Consider the following 18237-nt stretch of genomic DNA (forward strand, 5'->3'; position numbering starts at 1 on the left):
CATCAGGACGTCTGTTTACTGGCTATCATACAGCCCGAACCCTATTTTCTGAATTGGAGGGTTGACTTTCTTTTCATGAACCAGTTAACTAGTACGCAAGTTCACACAACAAGGTATCGTCAATATGAATGCTTACGTCTCTGTTAAACGCTGGTGGCGCACTCCCGAATAAGGGCTGTGAGATCACGTGCGCATTCAGCATACCGATACCAGGCCCGCTCAGTTAGCGGGCTTTTTTTTGAACACAATAATGAGAGCGACTATGCAAACGCAAAAACCGGCACTCGAACTTCTGGCAAGCAACGCGGCCTACCGGGGCAACCCGACGGCGCTGTTTCATCAACTGTGCGGCAACCGTCCGGCAACCCTGCTGCTGGAATCGGCGGATATCGACAGCAAAAGCGATCTTAAAAGCCTGCTGTTAGTCGACAGTGCGCTGCGCATTACCGCTTTAGGTGACACTGTCACAATTACCGCCCTTAGCCAGAATGGCGCCTCGCTGCTGCCGCTGCTGGATCAGGTACTGCCCGCCGGGGTGGAAAACACCGCGCTGCAAGACGGACGTCAATTACGCTTCCCGCCGGTAAGTAACCTGCTGGATGAGGACGCCCGCCTCTGCTCGCTCTCGGTGTTCGACGCCTTTCGTTTTTTACAAAGTTTAGTGAACGTTCCCGTAGAAGAGCGCGAGGCGATGTTCTTCGGCGGCCTGTTCGCCTATGACCTGGTCGCCGGTTTTGAAGACTTACCCGAGCTTGCCCAGGATCGCCGCTGCCCGGATTACTGCTTCTACCTGGCGGAAACCTTACTGGTGATCGATCATCAGAAACAGCAAACGCGCATCCAGGCGAGTCTCTTTACCCCTTTAGGAGGGGAAAAAGCACGCCTGCTCGAACGTATCGAAACCCTGCGCCAGCAGCTGGATATCCCTGCTCAGCCATTACCGGTTGAAACCGTTGCCCATATGCGGTGTGACACTAACCAGAGCGATGAAGAGTACGGCGCGGTAGTGCGCGAAATGCAAAAAGCGATTCGCGCAGGGGAAATTTTCCAGGTAGTGCCGTCCCGTCGTTTCACCCTGCCTTGCCCGTCCCCGCTGGCCGCCTATGAGGTGCTGAAAAAGAGCAATCCCAGCCCGTATATGTTCTTTATGCAGGATAGCGATTTCGCCCTGTTCGGCGCGTCACCGGAAAGCTCGCTGAAATACGACGCCCGCAGCCGTCAGATTGAGATCTATCCTATCGCCGGCACCCGCCCGCGCGGTCGCCGCCCGGATGGTTCACTGGATCGCGATCTCGATAGCCGCATTGAGCTGGACATGCGTACCGACCATAAAGAGCTGTCGGAGCACTTAATGCTGGTTGATCTTGCACGCAATGACCTGGCGCGCATCTGTACGCCGGGCAGCCGCTACGTTGCGGATTTGACCAAAGTGGATCGTTACTCCTATGTGATGCATCTGGTGTCGCGGGTGGTGGGCGAACTGCGTCAGGATCTTGATGTACTCCATGCTTACCGCGCCTGCATGAACATGGGCACACTGAGCGGCGCGCCTAAAGTTCGCGCGATGCAGTTAATCGCCAACGCCGAGGGCGCACGACGCGGCAGCTACGGTGGCGCAGTGGGTTACTTCACCGCCCATGGCGATCTCGATACCTGCATTGTCATCCGCTCGGCGTGGGTCGAAGACGGTATCGCCACGATTCAGGCGGGCGCAGGCGTGGTGCTGGATTCCGTGCCGCAGTCTGAAGCCGATGAAACGCGTAATAAAGCCCGCGCGGTGTTACGCGCTATCGCCACCGCCCACCACGCACAGGAGACCTTCTGATGGCTGATATTCTGCTGCTCGATAATATCGACTCTTTTACCTATAACCTGGCGGATCAGCTGCGTGCGAGTGGACATAATGTGGTGATCTACCGCAACCATGTGCCAGCGCAAACCTTAATTGAGCGGCTTGCAACGATGCAAAACCCGGTGCTGATGCTCTCGCCAGGCCCTGGCGCGCCGTCAGAAGCGGGCTGTATGCCGGAATTATTAACGCGTATGCGCGGCAAATTACCGATTATTGGTATTTGCCTCGGTCATCAGGCGATTGTTGAAGCCTACGGCGGCTATGTTGGCCAGGCCGGCGAGATCCTGCATGGCAAAGCCTCCAGCATTGAGCACGATGGCCAGGCGATGTTCGCCGGATTAAGCAATCCGCTGCCGGTGGCGCGCTACCACTCGCTGGTCGGCAGCAATATCCCGGCCGGATTAACCATTAACGCCCATTTCAATGGCATGGTCATGGCAGTACGTCATGACACGGATCGGGTATGCGGTTTTCAGTTCCACCCGGAATCGATTCTGACCACCCAGGGCGCGCGTCTGCTTGAACAAACCCTGGCATGGGCGCTGCAAAAACTTGAGCAGACCAACACCCTGCAACCGATTCTGGAGAAACTCTACCAGGCGCAAACCCTGAGTCAGCAGGAGAGCCATCAGCTCTTTACCGCTGTGGTGCGCGGTGAGCTGAAACCGGAACAGCTGGCGGCGGCGCTGGTGAGCATGAAGATTCGCGGTGAACATCCAAACGAGATTGCCGGTGCCGCCACCGCCTTGCTGGAAAATGCGGCCCCCTTCCCGCGCCCGGATTACCCCTTTGCCGATATCGTCGGCACCGGCGGTGACGGCAGCAACAGCATCAATATTTCTACCGCCAGCGCCTTCGTTGCCGCCGCCTGCGGTATGAAAGTGGCTAAGCACGGCAACCGTAGCGTTTCCAGCCGTTCCGGCTCCTCCGATTTGCTGGCGGCGTTTGGTATCAACCTCGATATGAATGCCGATAAGTCGCGCAATGCGTTAGATGAACTGGGCGTCTGTTTTCTCTTCGCGCCGAAGTATCACACCGGCTTTCGCCATGCGATGCCGGTACGCCAGCAGTTAAAAACGCGTACGCTGTTTAATGTCCTCGGCCCGTTGATTAACCCGGCGCATCCGCCGCTGGCGCTCATCGGCGTATATAGCCCGGAACTGGTGCTGCCGATTGCGGAAACCCTGCGCGTGCTCGGTTATCAGCGTGCGGCAGTGGTCCATAGTGGCGGGATGGATGAAGTCTCGTTACATGCGCCTACGCTGGTTGCCGAATTACACGATGGCGAAATCAAAAGCTACCAGCTTAGCGCGGCGGATTTTGGCCTCACGCCATATCATCAGGAAGCGCTGGCCGGGGGAACGCCGGAAGAAAACCGTGACATTCTGACACGCTTACTCCAGGGTAAAGGTGAGGCCGCGCATGAGGCCGCCGTCGCGGCCAATGTCGCCATGCTGATGCGTTTGCACGGCGAAGAGGATTTGCGGGCCAATGCGCAAAAAGTACTGGATGTGCTGCACAGCGGAGCAGCCTATGACAAAGTCACCGCACTTGCGGCAAGAGGGTAAAAAATGCAGACCGTTTTAGCGAAAATCGTTGCCGATAAAGCCGTATGGGTTGCGGCGCGCAAAGAGCAACAGCCGCTGGCCAGTTTTCAGAACGCTATCGAGCCATCCACGCGCCGCTTCTACGATGCCCTGCAAGGTGCGCGCACCGCGTTTATTCTTGAGTGTAAAAAAGCGTCACCCTCGAAAGGGGTGATTCGCGATGATTTCGACCCGGCGCGCATCGCTGAAATTTACAAGCATCACGCCAGCGCCATTTCCGTGCTGACGGATGAAAAATATTTTCACGGCAGTTTTGATTTCCTGCCGATTGTCAGCAGCATCGCGCCGCAGCCGATCCTGTGCAAAGATTTTATTATTGATGCCTATCAGATCTATCTGGCGCGCCATTATCAGGCCGATGCCTGTCTACTGATGCTCTCGGTACTGAATGATGAGCAGTACCGTCAGCTGGCCGCTGTTGCCCACAGCCTGAATATGGGCGTACTGACGGAAGTCAGTAATGAAGAGGAGCTGCAGCGCGCAATCGCCCTGGAAGCGAAAGTTGTCGGTATTAACAACCGCGACCTGCGCGATTTGTCGATTGATCTCAACCGCACCCGGCAGCTTGCGCCGCGCCTGGGCGCTGGGGTGACGGTGATCAGCGAATCGGGCATTAATACCTATGCGCAGGTGCGTGAACTGAGCCATTTTGCCAACGGTTTTCTGATTGGCTCCGCCTTGATGTCCCACGACGATCTCGACGCGGCGGTGAAGCGCGTGCTGTTGGGTGAAAACAAAGTCTGCGGCCTTACCCGTGCGCAGGATGCACAGGCAGCCTTTCAGGCGGGTGCGATTTACGGTGGGCTGATCTTTGTTGCCAGCTCCCCGCGCGTGGTAAGCGAGTCACAAGCTCAGGCGGTGATCGACGCTGCACCGCTGCACTATGTCGGCGTTTTTCGCAATGAAGCGCCAGAAGCAGTAGCGGCAAAAGCCGCGACGCTGGGGCTTTTTGCCGTACAGCTGCACGGCGATGAAGATCAGCCCTATATCGATACGCTGCGCGAACAGCTTGCGGCTAAGACGCAAATCTGGAAAGCCCTGAGCGTCGCCGACCGCCTGCCGTTGCGGGACTTTCAGCACGTCGATAAATATGTCTTTGATAACGGCCAGGGCGGCAGCGGGAAAAGCTTTGACTGGTCGCTGCTGGCGGGCGAGTCCCTCGATAATGTGATCTTAGCTGGCGGCTTAGGCGCGGATAACTGCGTCCAGGCAGCGAAAGCCGGCTGTGCCGGACTCGATTTTAATTCAGGCGTAGAGGCGGAACCGGGAATTAAAGATGCCAGCAAACTGGCTTCGGTGTTCCGTACGCTGCGCGCATATTAAGGAAAAAGAGAATGACAACACTACTGAATCCCTACTTCGGCGAGTTTGGCGGAATGTTCGTCCCGCAGATCCTGATGCCCGCGCTACGCCAGCTTGAAGAAGCCTTTGTCAGCGCACAAAGCGACGCGGATTTCCAACAACAATTTAATGATTTACTAAAAAACTACGCCGGTCGGCCGACGGCATTGACAAAATGCCAGAATATAAGCGCCGGGACACGCACCACCCTCTATCTCAAGCGTGAAGATTTACTGCACGGCGGCGCGCACAAAACCAACCAGGTGCTCGGTCAGGCGCTGCTGGCAAAACGGATGGGCAAAACAGAAATCATCGCCGAGACGGGCGCGGGTCAGCACGGTGTGGCCTCGGCGCTGGCGAGTGCCCTGCTGGGGCTTAAGTGCCGCATCTATATGGGTGCAAAAGATGTTGAGCGCCAGTCGCCGAACGTCTTCCGTATGCGCTTAATGGGCGCGGAAGTGATCCCGGTGCACAGCGGCTCCGCGACGTTGAAAGATGCCTGTAATGAAGCCCTGCGCGACTGGTCCGGCAGTTATGAAACCGCGCACTATATGCTGGGTACCGCCGCCGGTCCGCACCCGTTCCCGACCATTGTGCGCGAGTTCCAGCGGATGATCGGCGAAGAGACCAAAGCGCAGATTCTGGAAAAAGAGGGACGCCTGCCGGATGCGGTGATCGCCTGTGTTGGCGGCGGTTCTAACGCCATCGGCATGTTTGCGGACTTTATCGATGAAACCTCCGTTGGCCTGATTGGTGTTGAACCGGCGGGTCACGGCATCGAAACCGGCGAGCATGGCGCGCCGCTGAAACATGGCCGCGTGGGCATCTACTTCGGTATGAAATCGCCGATGATGCAAACCGAGGAAGGGCAAATTGAAGAGTCTTACTCCCTTTCGGCGGGCCTGGATTTCCCCTCCGTTGGGCCGCAGCATGCTTATCTGAACAGCATCGGTCGCGCGGACTATGTCTCTATTACCGATGACGAAGCGCTGGAAGCATTTAAAACCCTGTGTCGCCATGAAGGTATCATCCCGGCGCTGGAGTCGTCGCACGCCCTTGCCCATGCCCTCAAAATGATGCGCGAGAATCCGGATAAAGAGCAACTGCTGGTGGTTAACCTTTCCGGTCGCGGCGACAAAGATATTTTTACCGTACATGACATTCTGAAAGCGCGAGGGGAAATTTGATGGAACGCTATGACAACCTGTTTAAACAGCTGAACGCGCGCCAGCAAGGTGCCTTTGTTCCCTTTGTTACCCTCGGCGATCCGTCGCCTGAGCAGTCGCTAAAGATTATTGATACATTGATTGATGCGGGCGCGGACGCCCTGGAGCTGGGGATCCCGTTCTCCGATCCGTTGGCGGATGGGCCAACCATTCAGAATGCGACTTTGCGCGCCTTTGCCGCTGGCGTTACGGTGTCACAATGCTTTGAGATGCTGGCCGCTATTCGCCAGAAACACCCCACCATTCCCATTGGCCTGCTGATGTACGCTAATCTGGTATTTAGCCGTGGCGTCGATGAATTTTACGCGCAGTGCGCAAAAGTCGGCGTTGATTCCGTGCTGGTGGCGGATGTACCGATTGAAGAGTCGGCGCCCTTCCGCCAGGCGGCTTTGCGCCATAATATTGCGCCGATCTTTATTTGCCCGCCCAATGCGGATGACGAGCTGCTGCGCCAGATAGCCTCATACGGTCGTGGTTACACCTATCTGCTTTCGCGTGCCGGGGTAACCGGTGCGGAAAACCGCGCCGCTCTGCCGCTGCATCATTTGGTGAAAAAACTGAATGAATATCACGCCGCACCGGCGTTACAAGGGTTTGGTATCTCCTCGCCGGATCAGGTGACCGCTGCCGTCGACGCGGGCGCGGCGGGTGCTATTTCCGGCTCGGCGATTGTCAAAATTATCGAGAAGAACCTCGCCAACCCGGACGCGATGCTCGCTGAACTGAAAGCCTTTGTACAGAGCCTGAAAGCCGCCACGTTGCCGCAGTAACCTTCTGCGCCGTCTGATAACCCAGGCGGCGCAGCGCTTTCTTTTAGCGTTCCCCCCCTCGTTCACGTGCCTGCTTTAAGTGCAGTAAGGGTTTGAACCTAAGCATATTTGTGATAGTGATCACACTAACACGTCCAAAGTGGTATGCCTTGCCACTTAAATTGAGCCAGATCACTAATTTTATTGAAACGTAAGTTCATCATCATAAAAAAGTGTGATGAGCATTCAATAATTCACACCACAAAAAGCGTTAACCCTTTCCCGACGCCCACTACAGCGCCGCTTTAATGCAATTCCTCTGCGTATTTATGTGTCTGCTGCCGTTACGCAGCCAGGCACCCTATATAAAAAAATAAGGGGTAAGTTATGCGCAAAACAGGGCATATGCGCTGGTACATGTTATCGCTGGTAACGCTGGGTACCATTCTTTGCTATTTAACCAGGAACACCATCTCTGCCGCTGCGCCAACGCTGCAAAGCGATCTGCATATTACGACGCAGCAGTATTCCTATATTATCGCCACCTTCTCCGCCTGCTATACCATTGCCCAACCCATCGCAGGCTACGTGCTCGATACGCTGGGAACCAAAGCGGGCTACGCCGTATTTGGTGTGCTATGGGGCGTGTTTTGTATTGGCGCTTCCTTCGCCACCGGCTGGAAAGGGCTGGCGCTGTTTCGTGGGCTGGGCGGTTTTGCGGAAAGCGCGATGATTCCGGCAGGATTAAAATCCGTTACTGAATGGTTTCCGGACAGCGAACGTTCAGTCGCCGTAGGTTATTTCAATGTCGGCTCCTCAATCGGCGCGGTGATTGCGCCGCCGATGGTGGCATGGGCGATCTTTACGCAGAACTGGCGGCTGGCATTTATTATTGTCGGCTGCGCCAGCATTCTGTGGGGGATCGGCTGGCTGCTGGTCTACAAACGCCCTGCTCACTGCAAAACCCTCAGCACAGAAGAGTACCGTTTTATTACCGGTGGTCAGCCCGAAAAAATTCGGGTGGAAAAAGTGCGCATTGGTCAGCTGCTGCGCCAGCGTAAATTCTGGGGGATTGCGCTACCGCGCTTTCTGGCTGAGCCGGCCTGGGGAACTTTTAACGCCTGGATCCCGATGTTTATGGCCCATGCTTATGGTTTCAATCTAAAAGATATTGCCATGTTCGCCTGGATCCCGATGCTCTTCGCCGATATGGGATGCGTCATCGGTGGTTACTTACCGGGCTTGTTCCAGAAACTGTTCGGCGTGAATATCATAGTCTCCCGTAAACTGGTGGTGACCCTTGGCGCAGCGCTGATGATCCTGCCCGGTACTGTGGGATTATTTAATAATCCGATGGTGGCCATTGCCCTGCTATGCGTGGGCGGGTTTGCGCACCAATCTCTTTCAGGTGCTTTAATTACCCTCTCTTCAGATATGTTTGATTCGGGGGAAGTGGCCACCGCCAATGGTTTTACCGGCATGGCGGCATGGAGCGCCAGCACGCTATTTGCGCTGGTGGTTGGGGCGCTGGCGGATACGCTGGGTTTTAGCCCGTTGTTTGCCGTACTCTCGGTGTTTGATGTTGTGGGCGCAATTGTGTTGTGGACGTTGCTGAAAACGCCACAGGAAGCGCCACTCGTCATGCAGGAAAGTCAATAAGCAGGAAAATATGGAAACGGGTGCATCTCAAACCCGTTTCCGCACAACCCTTAGAAGCGATAACCTGCCGAGAACATAAATACCCACGGATCCAAACGCGTACTCACGCTTTGTTGCACGCCGTTCGCTTTAAAACGCACATCGGTATTAATATCCATCCACCATACCGACATGTTAATCAGCCAGTCGCGGTTAATTAAATAATCCACCCCCGCCTGTCCGGCGACGCCCCACGAATCTTTCAGGCTTAAATCCGACAGCCCGGCGGCTTTGCCGTTATCGTTAAATTTCTCATCAAAAAAGGTGGTGTAGTTCACACCCGCGCCAAGATACGGACGCAGTTTGCTTTGGGAATCGCCGAAATACCATTGCGCCATTAACGTTGGCGGCAGGTGGCGCACGGTGGCGATATCGCCGGTCGGCCCGGTACCAACACGATGGCGAAACGGCGTGGCCGCTAACAATTCAATACCTACATTGTCGGTCGCCATCCATGTCATCGTCACACCGAGCTGGGTATTATTGTTGACGTTAAAACTGCCCAGACTCCCCAGAACGTTATCAGAACCTTCCGTTGGACGCACGGTTGCGGAACCGGCGCGAAGGAAAAATTCGCCCGCGTCATGTGCGTAGGTGCCGGCGGAAAAAGTGCTCAGGATCAATGCTGCCACGGCTAACTTATTCATATCCACTCCATGTTTGAGGTTTTTATTGCGCCGTGAATATACTCATTACTGAGTACAAAGTGATCTATCACAGATCACACTCAGCGACGTAATTTAACATTCATTGATCTGAGTTAATTTTCACCCGCACGGATATCTACTAATTTCTGTAATTACATCAATTTTCGGCTTTTTAACGCGTTAAAAAATTTCCGCGTTGCCATCTTGTGCCCCTTTTGCGGCGGAGATAATTTAGTGGCCTGACTATATTTGTTGATGCGTCGTTAAATGCAGGTGCGCTATGAGTTCACTTAACCCGTGCATGTCGTGCGGAGCATGTTGTGCGTATTTTCGAGTCTCTTTCTATTGGGCGGAAGCGGATGACGCTGGCGGCCCTGTCCCGGCCGCGCTTACCGAGCCGTTAACCCCTTTTCTGCGCTGCATGAGCGGCACCAATCAAAAACAGTGCCGCTGCACCGCGCTGCAAGGTACGCCAGGCGAGTCGGCTAGCTGCAGCATTTATGAAAATCGGCCGTCGCCGTGCCGGGAGTTTGCCATGTCGGGGGAATACGGACAGGTGAATGAAGCCTGCGATCGCGCCCGTGCGCGCTACGGATTAGCGCCTCTTTACAAAGATATGCTTTTCCATACAACCGGTGATGCTGCCACTGAGGGCCTATTCGGGGTACAATCGCCCGCAGTTCAACACCGCTAAACTCAAGGAGAGTGCATGTCTATCACGGCGAAGTCCGTTTACCGTGACACGGGAAATTTTTTTCGTAATCAGTTCATGACGTTTTTACTGATCGCACTATTATGCGCATTGATCTCCGTCGCGCTTGGGCATGCGTTTTCGCCCAGCGACGCGCAGCTTTCCATTTTGAGCGAAGGGAATGACCTGACGGGTGAAGTTGGCTTATTCGAGCTGGTGCAGAATATGACGCCGGAGCAGCAGAATGTGCTGTTACATGCCTCTGCGGCATCGACGTTTGCCGGGCTGATTGCCAACGCTCTGCTGGCAGGCGGCGTACTAATGATGATCCAGATGATCTCCGCAGGTCAACGCGTCAGCGCCTTGCGTGCGATTGGTGCCAGCGCGCCGCTGTTGCCAAAGCTGCTGTTACTGATCCTGTTAACCACCTTTATCGTGCAGCTCGGCATTATGTTTATTGTCGTCCCCGGCGTGATTCTGGCCATTCTGCTGGCCTTTGCCCCGGTGATGATGGTGCAGGATAAAATGGGGGTGTTCGGCGCCATGCGGCAAAGTATGCGCGTGAGCCGGGACAATATGCGTTTGGTGGCGCCTGCGGTCATGGCATGGCTGCTGGGCAAGACGCTGCTGTTACTGTTTGCGCATAAACTGATTATGTTTTCCCCGGAAGTGGCAGCGATTATCGCCAATACCCTCAGCAATCTGATGTCGGCGGCGCTGTTGGTGTATCTCTACCGCCTGTATATGTTGATACGTTCGTGATTGTTCCGGTTGCCCGCGTCGGTGGGCAACCCCTTATGATGGAATCGTAGAATGAAGCAGTTTCTTGATTTTCTGCCGCTGGTGGTCTTTTTCGCCTTTTACAAACTGTACGATATCTACGCGGCGACTACCGCGCTGATTATTGCCACCGCCATCGTGCTGATTTACAGCTGGCTGCGCTATCGTAAAGTGGAAAAAATGGCGCTGATCACTTTTGTGCTGGTCGCCGTGTTCGGCGGGCTGACCCTGTTCTTCCATAACGATGAGTTTATTAAATGGAAGGTCACGGTTATTTACGCGCTGTTTGCAGCGGCGCTGCTCTTCAGCCAGTGGGTAATGAAAAAGCCGCTTATCCAGCGCATGCTGGGTAAAGAGATAGCATTGCCGGGCCACGTTTGGGGCCGGCTGAATATTGCCTGGGCGCTGTTTTTTATTTTGTGTGGGCTGGCAAATATCTATATTGCCTTCTGGCTGCCGCAAAATATCTGGGTAAATTTCAAAGTGTTTGGCTTAACTGCCCTGACGCTGCTCTTCACTGTACTGAGCGGCGTCTATATCTACCGCCATATGCCCGCTCAGGACGATAAATCCTGATACTGGAAGCCAGGCCGCAGCGCCTGGCTTTTTTCTTTCCGAACACCCCGCATTCGTAGTAGCATCCCGCCCGAAATCCCGCATAACAGAAGAGATAACAATGACAACCCCTCAAGAGACTCCGCAAGGAGAGCTTGTTTTACGCACCTTAGCAATGCCCGCAGATACCAATGCCAACGGTGATATCTTCGGCGGCTGGTTAATGTCGCAAATGGATATTGGCGGCGCGATTCAGGCTAAAGAGATTGCCCAGGGTCGCGTGGTAACCGTTCGGGTGGATGGGATGACATTTCTGCGCCCGGTCGCGGTCGGTGATGTGGTGTGCTGCTACGCGCGTTGCGTGAAGCGTGGCAATACCTCGGTAACCATCAATATTGAAGTCTGGGTCAAAAAGGTCTCTTCCGAGCCGATTGGCCAGCGCTATAAAGCAACGGAAGCGCTGTTTATTTATGTTGCGGTGGACAGTGAAGGAAAACCGCGCCCGCTACCGCAGGCCTGAAAAACAAAGCCTCCTGGCGGAGGCTGATTTTTATTCCATTGACGCCCCGCCATTAAGACGGAACACCACATTAACGATCAGGCCTGAACCGGGTTTTCCGGGTTCATAGCGCCATTTGCGCATCGCCGCTTTCACTTCGCGTTCAAACATATTCGCCGGTTGTGCGGATAAAATTTCTACGTTCTCCACGCGGCCATCTGCCGTAACGTCAAATTTCACCCTCACCCGCCCTTCAATACGCAGCGCCTGCGCCCGTGCCGGGTACTGCGGTTGGTTGCGGCTCAGGGCGCGCGGACCCGCTGGAACAGACGGTGCCGGCTTCGTTGCCGTCGACGGTGCCGCCTCAGGCGCAGTGCGAGTCGGCGCGTTATTCTGGAACGGCGAAGCAGGCTGCGGCGTGACCGGTTTTACTTCACGCTTCGGCTGCTCAACCTTTTTCTCCGGTTTCGGCTTAGGTTTTGGCTTCGGCTGCGGTTTGGGCTTTTCAATCACCACCGGGGCTTCTTTCGGCGGTTCAGGGACCGGTTCCGGCTCGGGTTCTGGTGCCGCGACCGGCTCCGGCGGCTGTACCACCTGCGGCGGTTCCAGCTCGGCAGGCGCAACCATGGTGACAGAAATGGGCTGCGCGGGTGCGGGCAGTTCAATAACCTGATGTACCGAGGTATAAAGCAGACCCGCCACGACGGCACCGTGAATAGCAACGGACAACAGCGTCGGCCAGGGAAAGCGGCGAGGTAAATCAAGGGTCATTGAAGTCATATTTATGTCAGTTAAAAAGCCAGGGCTAGATTTTAAATGCAAATAGCAATCATATTCAACAAGCCATCGCCTGCGCCGGCTATTTAGTTCGGTAAATGGACAATAAAACCGCACAAATTGCAGGGTGAGTTTTACCTTCACTATCTTTGCGTTGCAGTTGCGTCACCTTTCACATAGGGTATGGCTTTCTTATCTGTTAGGAGCTCTGCCCGTGCTTTACGTTATTTTTGCTGAAGATAATGCTGACTCACTCGAAAAACGTTCGTCAGTGCGCCCGGCCCATCTGGCGCGCCTGCAATTGCTGCGTGATGAAGGCCGCCTGCTGACGGCGGGCCCGATGCCTGCTGTTGACAGCAACGATCCGGGCGCTGCCGGTTTCACCGGATCAACGGTGATTGCTGAATTTGCATCGCTGGAAGCGGCGAAATCCTGGGCAGAAGCCGACCCCTACGTTGCCGCCGGGGTATACCAGAACGTGACGGTGAAACCGTTCAAAAAAGTCTTCTAACACCAGGACCCGCCAGCTGCGGGTCTTAAACTTCCAAAGATTCTGTTTAATCGCCTGGGCAGCGCTTTGTAACAGCAGGCTGTCGCCCATCCACGATGATCAATGCTTACTCAGCGCCAACGATAAAGCGCTAAAACAACACGGGCACCTGTTCGGTGCCCGGCTATCAAAGATCGTAGATGGCGAATAACAGCACATTACGATGGCGGTTGGTGCCGCATTTCCTGATGGTATGGATGCGCATATTGCGGCGGGATTGCGCTTCCAGCCAGCGTGCTTTACGGCGATTTGTCTGCCGCACCATACGCCAGCGTCCTACTTCCGTTCTACTCCGCTTCATTTTTACAACTCGAGACTTAACGAAAGGGCCATTATAGCCGCTGGCCTGCGCCAGACCAGCGGTTTTCGGCGTTTTTATTTGCCAGATGGATGCGGATGCGTACACTCATGAAATACGGTTTTTAAAAGGATTTTTATTTATGTCCGCTTTTTACACGGTAATGAGTTGGCTGATTTTTGTAGGTTACTGGCTACTGATTGCTGGTGTGACATTGCGCATATTAATGAAACGCCGTGCGGTAACCTCCGCAATGGCGTGGCTACTGATTATCTACATCCTGCCGCTGGTGGGCATCATCGCCTATTTATCCCTCGGTGAATTACATCTGGGCAAACGCCGCGCAGAACGTGCCCGCGCCATGTGGCCGTCAACGGCGAAATGGCTAAACGACTTAAAGAGTTTTAAGCGCATTTTCGCGACGGAAAACAGCAACGTCGCCGCGTCGTTATTCAAACTCTGCGAACGTCGCCAGGGCATTGCCGGAGTAAAAGGCAACCAGCTGCAGCTGCTTACCTCGACCGACGATGTTATGCAGGCGCTGATCCGCGATATTCAACTGGCGCGACACAATATTGAGATGGTGTTCTATATCTGGCAGCCTGGCGGGATGGCGGACCAGGTCGCGGAATCGTTAATGTCTGCGGCGCGGCGTGGCGTGCACTGCCGCCTGTTGCTGGACTCCGCAGGCAGCGTAGCTTTTTTCCGCAGCCCGTGGGCGACCATGCTGCGCAATTCCGGTGTGGAAGTCGTCGAGGCTTTAAAAGTGAATATTATGCGTGTTTTTCTGCGACGCATGGATTTACGCCAGCACCGTAAAATAGTGCTGATTGATAACTATATTGCCTACACCGGCAGCATGAATCTGGTCGATCCGCGCTTCTTTAAGCAGGACGCGGGCGTAGGGCAATGGGTCGATTTAATGGCGCGCATGGAGGGCCCGGTCGCGACGGCAATGGGCATTGTTTACTCCTGCGATTGGGAGATAGAGACCGGCAAGCGCATTCTTCCTCCGCCGCCGGATGCCAATATTATGCCTTTTGAAGAGGCCAGTGGGCACACCATTCATACCATTGCGTCCGGGCCGGGATTTCCCGAGGATTTGATTCACCAGGCGTTGCTCACCGCCGTGTATGCCTCACGGGAATATCTGATTATGACTACGCCCTATTTCGTGCCGAGCGACGATCTGCTGCATGCGATCTGTACCGCAGCACAGCGCGGCGTGGATGTCAGTATTATTCTGCCACGTAAAAACGACTCGCTGCTGGTCGGCTGGGCCAGTCGGGCATTTTTTGGTGAACTGTTAGCAGCGGGGGTGAAAATCTACCAGTTTGAAGGCGGATTATTGCATACCAAAAGCGTGCTGGTTGACGGTGAATTAAGCCTCGTGGGGACGGTGAATCTGGATATGCGCAGTTTATGGCTTAATTTTGAAATTACGCTGGCGATTGACGATGCCGGTTTTGGCGGCGATCTTGCGGCAGTGCAGGATGATTATATCTCCCGTTCGCGTTTGCTGGATCCACGTTTGTGGATAAAACGGCCGTTCTGGCACCGCATTGCTGAACGACTGTTTTACTTCTTCAGTCCGTTGCTGTAAAACGTGCCCAACAGACGCTAAGAGGTAATCATGGAAATGGATCTGAATAATCGCCTGACAGAAGACGAAACCCTGGAACAGGCCTACGATATCTTCCTCGAACTGGCGGCGGATAATCTTGACCCTGCGGACATCATTCTGTTCAATTTGCAGTTTGAAGAGCGTGGCGGTGCGGAGTTGTTCGATCCGGGCGAAGACTGGCAGGAACACGTCGATTACGACTTAAACCCGGACTTCTTCGCAGAAGTGGTCATTGGCCTTGCGGATACCGATGGCGGCGAGATTAATGATATTTTTGCCCGCGTATTATTGTGCCGCGAAAAAGATCATAAGCTGTGCCATATTCTCTGGCGCGAATAAGCGACAGAAAAGAGAAAGGGCTGACCCTAAACGGTCAGCCCTTTTTTATTCCGCTGTTACAGCGGATCGACTTTCAGGCAGGAAACCGCATGGCGGAAGCTGCCCTCGAGCACCGGGCGCGTCTGCGCACATTCCGGTCCGGCAATTGGGCAGCGGGTACGGAACACGCAGCCTGACGGCGGATTGATCGGCGACGGGAGATCCCCTTCCAGCAGCTGGATGGTTTTGTTCTTTTCCAAATCCGGATCCGGCACCGGCACCGCTGACATCAGCGCGCGGGTATAAGGATGCAGCGGGTTCTGGTAAACCTCATCGTAGGTGCCCAACTCTACCGCATGGCCCAGATACATCACCAGCACACGGTCAGAGATATGCTTCACGACGGCCAAATCATGGGCGATAAAGATCAGCGACAGCCCCATTTCACGTTGCAGCTGCTGCAGCAGGTTCACCACCTGCGCCTGAATCGATACATCCAGCGCGGAGACCGGTTCGTCACAGATAATCAGCTTCGGTTCCAGAATCAACGCCCGGGCGATACCGATACGCTGACACTGACCGCCGGAAAATTCGTGGGGATAGCGGTTAATCAGGTTCGGCAGCAGACCCACTTTCATCATCATCGCTTTTACACGGTCGCGCACTTCCTGACGCGGCATGCGCGGATGATAAGTGCGTAACGGCTCGGCGATGATTTCGCCGATGGTCATACGCGGGTTCAGTGACGCCAGCGGATCCTGGAAAATCATCTGGATATCGCTGCGCACGTCGCGCCACTCTTCCTGCTTCATCCCCAGCAGATCTTTGCCCAGCCAGGCCACTTTTCCGTCAGTAGCCTTTACCAGGCCAATAATGGCGCGCGCGAAGGTGGATTTACCGCAGCCGGACTCACCTACCACGCCGAGGGTTTCCCCTTCATATAACCGCAGAGTGACGCCATCGACGGCTTTCAGGGTTTTTGGCGGCTGCCAGAACCACTGTTTGCCATCTTTGATATCGAAATGCACCTTCAGGTCGGCGATTTCCAGCAGAACTTTTCTCTCTTCAATTGAGGTATTCATACCAGTTCCTCCACCGGCTTAAAGCAGGCACGCAGGCGGCCCGGGGCAAACTCCTCCAGCGGTGGAGCATTGTTACAGATCTCCATCGCATGCGGGCAGCGCGGCTTAAACGGGCAGCCTTTCGGCAGGCGCAGCAGGTTTGGCGGGTTGCCGGGAATGGTCAACAGCGCTTCGCCTTCGGTATCAAGACGGGGAACCGCATTCAGCAGGCCAATCGAATACGGATGCGACGGCTGATAGAATACATCCCGCGCTTTACCGTATTCCATGGTGCGCCCGGCATACATCACCAGCACTTTATCGCAGATACCTGCCACTACGCCCAGATCGTGGGTAATCATAATAATCGCGGTATTGAATTCACGCTTCAGCTCGTTCAACAGCGTCATGATTTGTGCCTGAACCGTCACGTCCAGCGCGGTGGTGGGTTCATCGGCAATCAGCAGTTTGGGTCGGCACATCAGGGCCATCGCAATCATCACGCGCTGGCGCATCCCACCGGAGAATTCGTGCGGATACATGCGCATGCGCTTACGCGCTTCCGGCATTTTTACCGCGTCGAGCATTTTGACAGACTCTTCGAACGCTTCCGCTTTGTTGAGGCCCTTATGCAGCATCAACACTTCCATCAACTGCTCGCCGACACGCATATAGGGATTCAGCGAGGTCATCGGATCCTGGAAAATCATCGAGATCTGCTCGGCACGCAGCTTGTTCAACGCAGCTTCCGGTAAATTAAGGATCTCTTTACCGTTGAAGGTGGCGGAACCGCCGATTCGCCCGTTTGTCGCCAGCAGCCCCATCAGGGCAAAGGCGGTCTGCGATTTACCGGAGCCGGACTCGCCGACAATACCCAGCGTTTCACCGGCACGCAGCGAGAAGTTCAGGTCGTTGACCGCCGTAACATCGCCATCGGGGGTCTGAAAAGTGACTCGCAGATCTTTCACATCCAGCAGAAGTGAGGATTGCTGCTGCGTCGCCGACGCAAATGAGGTTTCAGTGATACTCATACCCGCACTCCTTAACGGTCTTTCGGATCGAGGGCATCACGCAGGCCATCGCCGATAAAGTTAAAACAGAACAAGGTAACCACGAGGAAACCCGCCGGGAACAGCAGCAGCCACGGTGAGACTTCCATTGAGTTTGCACCGTCGCTCAGCAGAGCGCCCCAGCTGCTAAGCGGCTCCTGGGTACCCAATCCGAGAAAGCTCAGGAAGGATTCAAACAGGATCATGCTCGGCACCAGCAATGAGGCATACACCACCACCACGCCCAGTACGTTCGGCACAATATGGCGTACCACGATATTGGCAGTGGAAACACCGCCAACCTGCGCGGCTTCAATAAACTCTTTACGTTTCAGGCTCAGGGTCTGACCGCGCACAATACGCGCCATATCCAGCCACGACACCATGCCGATGGCGACAAAAATAAGCAGAATATTTTGCCCAAAGAAGGTCACCAGCAGGATAACGAAGAACATAAACGGGAAGGAGTTAAGGATCTCCAGCAGACGCATCATTACCGAGTCCGTTTTGCCCCCCAGGTAGCCGGACAGGGAGCCGTACAGCGTACCGAGCAGCACCGCCACCAGCGCGGCGGCGATGCCGACCATTAACGAGATGCGCCCGCCGATGGCGACGCGCACCAGCAGATCGCGCCCGGATGAGTCGGTCCCGAAATAGTGCCCCGATTCCATATCCGGTTGGCTGGACATCATGCCCCAGTCAGTATCGAAATAGCTGAATTGTGAAAGCATCGGTGCCAGGGTTACAAACAGCGCAATCAGCACCAGTACACACAGGCTTGCCACCGCAGCGCGGTTATGCATAAAACGACGGCGTGCGTCCTGCCAGAGGCTTCGTCCTTCGACTTCCAGTTTTTCACTGAAGTGTTCCAGCGCCTCGCTGTTTTTCTTACTTAACATCATGGCGAACTCCAGT

Annotated in this window: 19 protein-coding genes and 1 other annotated feature; of the genes, 13 read left to right on the forward strand and 6 right to left on the reverse strand. The window is 54.9% G+C overall.

Features of this window, described 5'->3' with window-relative positions; translation table 11 throughout:
* Nucleotides 1-145: 145 nt before the first annotated feature.
* Nucleotides 146-240: a sequence feature (Trp leader region), on the forward strand.
* A 22-nt stretch (nucleotides 241-262) separates the two neighbouring features.
* From RW65_RS07465 to RW65_RS07490, 6 genes are all read left to right on the forward strand, one after another.
* Nucleotides 263-1825 carry an anthranilate synthase component 1 gene (locus RW65_RS07465; protein ID WP_039056070.1) on the forward strand — a complete coding sequence of 521 codons (1563 nt, stop codon included), beginning with the start codon at nucleotides 263-265 and terminating at the stop codon, nucleotides 1823-1825.
* Nucleotides 1825-3420, forward strand: coding sequence for a bifunctional anthranilate synthase glutamate amidotransferase component TrpG/anthranilate phosphoribosyltransferase TrpD (gene trpD, locus RW65_RS07470; RefSeq protein ID WP_039056071.1), 1596 nt, complete (start codon nucleotides 1825-1827; stop codon nucleotides 3418-3420). Before RW65_RS07465 ends, trpD begins: the two co-directional genes overlap by 1 nt.
* A gap of 3 nt (nucleotides 3421-3423) precedes the next feature.
* Nucleotides 3424-4782 carry a bifunctional indole-3-glycerol-phosphate synthase TrpC/phosphoribosylanthranilate isomerase TrpF gene (trpCF, locus tag RW65_RS07475; RefSeq protein ID WP_039056072.1) on the forward strand — a complete coding sequence of 453 codons (1359 nt, stop codon included), beginning with the start codon at nucleotides 3424-3426 and terminating at the stop codon, nucleotides 4780-4782.
* Between the two features lie 11 nt (nucleotides 4783-4793).
* On the forward strand, nucleotides 4794-5987 hold the full coding sequence (gene trpB, locus RW65_RS07480; RefSeq protein ID WP_039056073.1) for a tryptophan synthase subunit beta: 1194 nt from the start codon (nucleotides 4794-4796) through the stop codon (nucleotides 5985-5987).
* On the forward strand, nucleotides 5987-6796 hold the full coding sequence (trpA, locus tag RW65_RS07485) for a tryptophan synthase subunit alpha (protein WP_039056074.1): 810 nt from the start codon (nucleotides 5987-5989) through the stop codon (nucleotides 6794-6796). Before trpB ends, trpA begins: the two co-directional genes overlap by 1 nt.
* Before the next feature lie 366 nt (nucleotides 6797-7162).
* The gene (locus tag RW65_RS07490; protein ID WP_052250286.1) at nucleotides 7163-8434 is read left to right on the forward strand and encodes an MFS transporter; all 1272 of its coding nucleotides are present in this window, start codon (nucleotides 7163-7165) and stop codon (nucleotides 8432-8434) included.
* A gap of 50 nt (nucleotides 8435-8484) precedes the next feature.
* Here the strand turns inward: RW65_RS07490 and ompW are convergent, their stop codons facing one another.
* A complete protein-coding gene (gene ompW / locus RW65_RS07495) occupies nucleotides 8485-9120 on the reverse strand; it encodes an outer membrane protein OmpW (RefSeq protein WP_039056075.1) in 636 nt (211 codons plus the stop codon).
* 280 nt (nucleotides 9121-9400) lie between these two features.
* Here ompW and RW65_RS21715 point away from each other — a divergent pair, with 280 nt between their 5' ends.
* The 4 genes from RW65_RS21715 to yciA all read left to right on the forward strand — a co-directional run bounded on the left by RW65_RS21715 (nucleotide 9401) and on the right by yciA (nucleotide 11666).
* On the forward strand, nucleotides 9401-9814 hold the full coding sequence (locus RW65_RS21715) for a YkgJ family cysteine cluster protein (RefSeq protein WP_072037718.1): 414 nt from the start codon (nucleotides 9401-9403) through the stop codon (nucleotides 9812-9814).
* 15 nt (nucleotides 9815-9829) lie between these two features.
* Nucleotides 9830-10573: a YciC family protein gene (locus RW65_RS07500; RefSeq protein ID WP_039056076.1), complete on the forward strand. Its 744-nt coding sequence runs from the start codon at nucleotides 9830-9832 to the stop codon at nucleotides 10571-10573.
* A 51-nt stretch (nucleotides 10574-10624) separates the two neighbouring features.
* On the forward strand, nucleotides 10625-11167 hold the full coding sequence (locus RW65_RS07505; RefSeq protein WP_039056077.1) for a septation protein A: 543 nt from the start codon (nucleotides 10625-10627) through the stop codon (nucleotides 11165-11167).
* 100 nt (nucleotides 11168-11267) lie between these two features.
* Nucleotides 11268-11666, forward strand: coding sequence for an acyl-CoA thioester hydrolase YciA (gene yciA / locus RW65_RS07510; protein ID WP_039056078.1), 399 nt, complete (start codon nucleotides 11268-11270; stop codon nucleotides 11664-11666).
* 30 nt (nucleotides 11667-11696) lie between these two features.
* Here yciA and tonB read toward each other — a convergent pair whose 3' ends face one another.
* Complete coding sequence (gene tonB, locus RW65_RS07515) at nucleotides 11697-12416, reverse strand: TonB system transport protein TonB (RefSeq protein ID WP_039056079.1); 720 nt, start codon at nucleotides 12414-12416, stop codon at nucleotides 11697-11699.
* A gap of 220 nt (nucleotides 12417-12636) precedes the next feature.
* Here tonB and RW65_RS07520 point away from each other — a divergent pair, with 220 nt between their 5' ends.
* The gene (locus RW65_RS07520) at nucleotides 12637-12933 is read left to right on the forward strand and encodes a YciI family protein (RefSeq protein ID WP_039056080.1); all 297 of its coding nucleotides are present in this window, start codon (nucleotides 12637-12639) and stop codon (nucleotides 12931-12933) included.
* 166 nt (nucleotides 12934-13099) lie between these two features.
* Here RW65_RS07520 and RW65_RS22605 read toward each other — a convergent pair whose 3' ends face one another.
* Nucleotides 13100-13273, reverse strand: coding sequence for a YciY family protein (locus RW65_RS22605; RefSeq protein WP_156123980.1), 174 nt, complete (start codon nucleotides 13271-13273; stop codon nucleotides 13100-13102).
* Between the two features lie 139 nt (nucleotides 13274-13412).
* Between RW65_RS22605 and cls the strand changes: the two genes are divergently transcribed.
* Nucleotides 13413-14873 carry a cardiolipin synthase gene (cls, locus tag RW65_RS07530; RefSeq protein ID WP_039056083.1) on the forward strand — a complete coding sequence of 487 codons (1461 nt, stop codon included), beginning with the start codon at nucleotides 13413-13415 and terminating at the stop codon, nucleotides 14871-14873.
* A gap of 30 nt (nucleotides 14874-14903) precedes the next feature.
* Nucleotides 14904-15233 (forward strand): HI1450 family dsDNA-mimic protein, encoded by a 330-nt coding sequence (locus RW65_RS07535; RefSeq protein WP_016495844.1) that lies wholly within the window; start codon nucleotides 14904-14906, stop codon nucleotides 15231-15233.
* A gap of 56 nt (nucleotides 15234-15289) precedes the next feature.
* Here the strand turns inward: RW65_RS07535 and oppF are convergent, their stop codons facing one another.
* From oppF to oppC, 3 genes are read right to left on the reverse strand one after another with little or no spacing between them, the layout of a single operon-like run.
* Entirely contained in the window at nucleotides 15290-16294 is a 1005-nt protein-coding gene (oppF, locus tag RW65_RS07540; RefSeq protein WP_039056085.1) for a murein tripeptide/oligopeptide ABC transporter ATP-binding protein OppF, read from the reverse strand.
* Complete coding sequence (locus RW65_RS07545; RefSeq protein ID WP_039056086.1) at nucleotides 16291-17304, reverse strand: ABC transporter ATP-binding protein; 1014 nt, start codon at nucleotides 17302-17304, stop codon at nucleotides 16291-16293. Before RW65_RS07545 ends, oppF begins: the two co-directional genes overlap by 4 nt.
* Nucleotides 17305-17315: 11 nt before the next feature.
* Nucleotides 17316-18224 (reverse strand): oligopeptide ABC transporter permease OppC, encoded by a 909-nt coding sequence (gene oppC, locus RW65_RS07550; RefSeq protein ID WP_039056087.1) that lies wholly within the window; start codon nucleotides 18222-18224, stop codon nucleotides 17316-17318.
* Nucleotides 18225-18237 lie beyond the last annotated feature (13 nt).

Origin of the sequence: Enterobacter sp. Bisph1, from assembly GCF_000814905.1 — a bacterium.
In the GTDB taxonomy this organism is placed as follows: Bacteria; Pseudomonadota; Gammaproteobacteria; order Enterobacterales; family Enterobacteriaceae; genus Kosakonia.

Bases quoted from the DNA above. Each gene is read 5' to 3' on its own strand.
- RW65_RS07465 (WP_039056070.1), top strand. From the start codon at position 263: ATGCAAACGCAAAAACCGGCACTCGAACTTCTGGCAAGCAACGCGGCC.
- trpD (WP_039056071.1), top strand. From the start codon at position 1,825: ATGGCTGATATTCTGCTGCTCGATAATATCGACTCTTTTACCTATAAC.
- trpCF (WP_039056072.1), top strand. From the start codon at position 3,424: ATGCAGACCGTTTTAGCGAAAATCGTTGCCGATAAAGCCGTATGGGTT.
- trpB (WP_039056073.1), top strand. From the start codon at position 4,794: ATGACAACACTACTGAATCCCTACTTCGGCGAGTTTGGCGGAATGTTC.
- trpA (WP_039056074.1), top strand. From the start codon at position 5,987: ATGGAACGCTATGACAACCTGTTTAAACAGCTGAACGCGCGCCAGCAA.
- RW65_RS07490 (WP_052250286.1), top strand. From the start codon at position 7,163: ATGCGCAAAACAGGGCATATGCGCTGGTACATGTTATCGCTGGTAACG.
- ompW (WP_039056075.1), bottom strand. From the start codon at position 9,120: ATGAATAAGTTAGCCGTGGCAGCATTGATCCTGAGCACTTTTTCCGCC.
- RW65_RS21715 (WP_072037718.1), top strand. From the start codon at position 9,401: ATGAGTTCACTTAACCCGTGCATGTCGTGCGGAGCATGTTGTGCGTAT.
- RW65_RS07500 (WP_039056076.1), top strand. From the start codon at position 9,830: ATGTCTATCACGGCGAAGTCCGTTTACCGTGACACGGGAAATTTTTTT.
- RW65_RS07505 (WP_039056077.1), top strand. From the start codon at position 10,625: ATGAAGCAGTTTCTTGATTTTCTGCCGCTGGTGGTCTTTTTCGCCTTT.
- yciA (WP_039056078.1), top strand. From the start codon at position 11,268: ATGACAACCCCTCAAGAGACTCCGCAAGGAGAGCTTGTTTTACGCACC.
- tonB (WP_039056079.1), bottom strand. From the start codon at position 12,416: ATGACCCTTGATTTACCTCGCCGCTTTCCCTGGCCGACGCTGTTGTCC.
- RW65_RS22605 (WP_156123980.1), bottom strand. From the start codon at position 13,273: ATGAAGCGGAGTAGAACGGAAGTAGGACGCTGGCGTATGGTGCGGCAG.
- cls (WP_039056083.1), top strand. From the start codon at position 13,413: ATGTCCGCTTTTTACACGGTAATGAGTTGGCTGATTTTTGTAGGTTAC.
- RW65_RS07535 (WP_016495844.1), top strand. From the start codon at position 14,904: ATGGAAATGGATCTGAATAATCGCCTGACAGAAGACGAAACCCTGGAA.
- oppF (WP_039056085.1), bottom strand. From the start codon at position 16,294: ATGAATACCTCAATTGAAGAGAGAAAAGTTCTGCTGGAAATCGCCGAC.
- RW65_RS07545 (WP_039056086.1), bottom strand. From the start codon at position 17,304: ATGAGTATCACTGAAACCTCATTTGCGTCGGCGACGCAGCAGCAATCC.
- oppC (WP_039056087.1), bottom strand. From the start codon at position 18,224: ATGATGTTAAGTAAGAAAAACAGCGAGGCGCTGGAACACTTCAGTGAA.